Consider the following 2,978-nt stretch of genomic DNA (forward strand, 5'->3'; position numbering starts at 1 on the left):
TACGCCCGCCCGGTACAAAGTCCCGTAGCCGCTCCCACTGATCATCCCGAAGTATCTCGCCTTCCACACCAGCCTCCAAAAGCCAGTGTTGAATCTGATTTGCCATTCCTTGGGAATCGTAAAATCATTAAATTGTCACTACGCCCTAAAATCATCACGCTCTAGAGGCCCAAGGCGGTTTTCACAGCCGGCAGCGCGGGCTTGCCGTCGAAGGTCGTCACGCCGTTGAGCCAAGCGTCGAGCTGGGCTGGATTGTCCTTGATCCATTTGGTCACGGCGGCCTTGGCGTCCATGCCGTCATTGAGGATCATGTTCATCATGGCGCTTTCCATTTCGGTGGTGAATTTCAGGTTGGAGAGAAAGCGCGACAGGTTGGCGCACTCCGCCGCATAGCCCTTGCGGGTAAGCGTCTCCACCGTGGCGGCGCCATCGTCGGGACCGAAGAGATTATCGCCATTCTCCAGATAGGTCAGCTTGTAGCGGATATTCATCGGATGCGGTGTCCAGGCGAAGAAGACCACCGGCTCATCTTTCCGAACGGCGTTCTGCACCTGCGAAAGCATGGCCTGCTCGCTCGATTCCGCAAGCTCGAAATCCTTGAGGCCGAACTTGTCGTTTTCGATCATCGACTGGATCGTCGCATTGGCGCTGCTGCCCGCCTCGATCCCGTAAATCTTGCCGCCGAGAGCGTCCTTATGCTTGGCGATATCGGCATAAGCCTTGATGCCGATATCCTTGCCGGTCGCGGCGAGGCCGATCTTCGCGCCTTTCAGATTGACGCCGGCCTTCTCGATCTTTCCGCCCTCCAGATAGGGTTTGCGCACCTCCTCCTGAAGCGGCATCCAATTGCCGAGGAAAATATCGATCTGGCCGTTTTCCAGCGACTGGAAGGTCACGGGAACGGAAAGGATGTTCGTTTGCGGTGCGTAACCGGCATTTTCAAGCAACAGCGACGCAAGCGCCGTCGTCGCCGTAATATCCGTCCAGCCGACATCGGAAAATTTCGGCTGTTTGCATGTTTCCTTCTCCGCGGACAGAGCAGTCGTGGCATGGATGCAGGCAAAACAAGCCAGAACAAGACCAAGATGTTTCATTACCGTTTCCCCATTTGTTTTTATCGATGAGATAAATAATAAGGGGGAATTTTCCGGTTACTTGGCATTATCCGCGAGGATGTTGACTGTTTACGAATCTTGTCCGCCAACCCGCACATCAACGCGCATGAGCCCCGCAGCCACCCTGCGTTCCTGATCAAAAGTCCGGTGGCCTTCCGATATCTTTCGATTATTCCGGATACGAGGAGACGATGCTTTCGCACCGGCGGAACGACAGCGATCCGGGCCATGGCTGGATGCGGCGCACGCTATTGGAGGTAAATGAGACACTCACGCTTCACGGCGTGTGAAACGCTTCGAGGCCGCGTGGGACGAGCTTCATCAGGGGGAGCTACCTCTGATATAGAGTCAGTCCAGGAACAGCATTTCTCCAATAAAGAGGCTGCCGAGGCCGCTCATGGCACCGGCAAGCTCGAAGCCGGTGAGACCCAGGCCCGTGCTTATGCCGTGAAGTTCGGTTTCACGCCGGATTCGATGCAGGATGGCAGTTTCGTCGAGGCCGAGCGCGCGGGCGAGCCAGTGATCCCCGATCATGCCGTGGCAAAGGCATAGGGAAGGCTGCCTTTCTCCGAGCCGGGCTGTGACGATGCGCATGTCGGCGTCGTAAACATCGGCGGGAATATATGGCCGGCAATGCAGCCGTGAAAAGCCCATCCCCACCGTCCCGTGACACCACGAGGTGTTGCAGCCGCCGTCTTTATCGAGCCGTGGCCAGCCGGCATCCGTCCGGTGGCGGGTTTCATGCGCGATGTGACGCATGATCGTTTCGATCGCTTCCGCATCGCGCCGGCCGAAATAGGTCATATATTGCGCGAGGGCAGAGGATACACCGGCGGTTCCGTGGGCAAAACCGAGTAGGGTCTCTTCGGTAAGAAGCACTGCGGACTTTTCCTTCAAAAGCTCAAAGGTAAAAGCGGCGAGCTTCTCCATGCCATCAGCGACAGGATAATGGCGGTAAAGGCGGTGCAGCCTTAAGAGCATCTCAAGTATACCCGCCGCGCCGCTGATGATATCGAGGGTCTTATAGTCGCTCCAGTCACTCGTCAGAAGATAGCGGGAGAGCCGGGCAAGTTCCCTTTCGAGCATCGGCAAAAGCCAGGGAAGCCGGTCCGTCTCGATCATGCTGACCGCCCAGAGAATCCCCGTCGTGCCCGTATAGGCACCGAGCGCAGTTGGCGCCCCATCCTTCACATTCTCCAATCCGCGGATTGTCTGTGTGGCGAGCACACGGGCGAAATCGAGGAACCGGTCATATGAGAGCCAGCGGCCGACGGCATGAAAGGCCAACGCGAGACCGGCGGTGCCATCATAGAGATCGATTCCGCTTAAGCCCATGCGGATCGTGTGCTCATCAAGCATATTGACGCTGCGCCAACAATAATTGCCGTCCAGCACGGTGGCTCGCTCTAATAGCCCTTCAAGGACGTTCCGTCCGAGTTCGGCGAGCCATCGATCGTCGGGAATATCGGCGAGACCCGCATAGTTGGGCCCGTGCGGCGTGCTACCCGGTTGCTTGTAGGCGCGGTAGGTCAGGTAGGAGTAGCGGATGTCTTCTTCTACCTGATCGATAAATGCGGGCGTGAGGCGGGCGAACTCATATTCGACGTTCCGGCTTGGCGAGTGCGAAATCGGCGTCGCCAGCTTTCTGCCCTGCCCATCGAAGAGCACAGCCTCGTTGAAGGCAATTTCGAAATAGGGAACGTCACCCTGGCTAAGTTCGGCAAACTCCGCCGCCAGAATATCACTATCCCGCATTCCGCAGGCAATCGCCCGAATGTCCCTCTCCGCTTCCCCATTGGCCAGCGAGACCGGATGATAGATATTGTGGAGAACCTTCATATATTCCGCTGTCGCCCGGCGGAC

The 2,978-nt window shown here is 57.3% G+C and carries 2 protein-coding genes; both read right to left on the reverse strand.

Going from position 1 to position 2,978, the window contains the following annotated elements; genetic code table 11:
* Positions 1–161: 161 nt before the first annotated feature.
* Positions 162–1,094, reverse strand: a complete 933-nt coding sequence (gene choX / locus ACOWVG_RS19225; protein WP_420963988.1) for a choline ABC transporter substrate-binding protein — start codon at positions 1,092–1,094, stop codon at positions 162–164.
* A 369-nt stretch (positions 1,095–1,463) separates the two neighbouring features.
* On the reverse strand, positions 1,464–2,978 hold a 1,515-nt coding region (locus ACOWVG_RS19230), incomplete at its 5' end, for a lanthionine synthetase LanC family protein (protein WP_420963989.1).

It is taken from the genome of Brucella sp. IR073 (assembly GCF_049065735.1).
Classification (GTDB): domain Bacteria; phylum Pseudomonadota; class Alphaproteobacteria; order Rhizobiales; family Rhizobiaceae; genus Paramesorhizobium.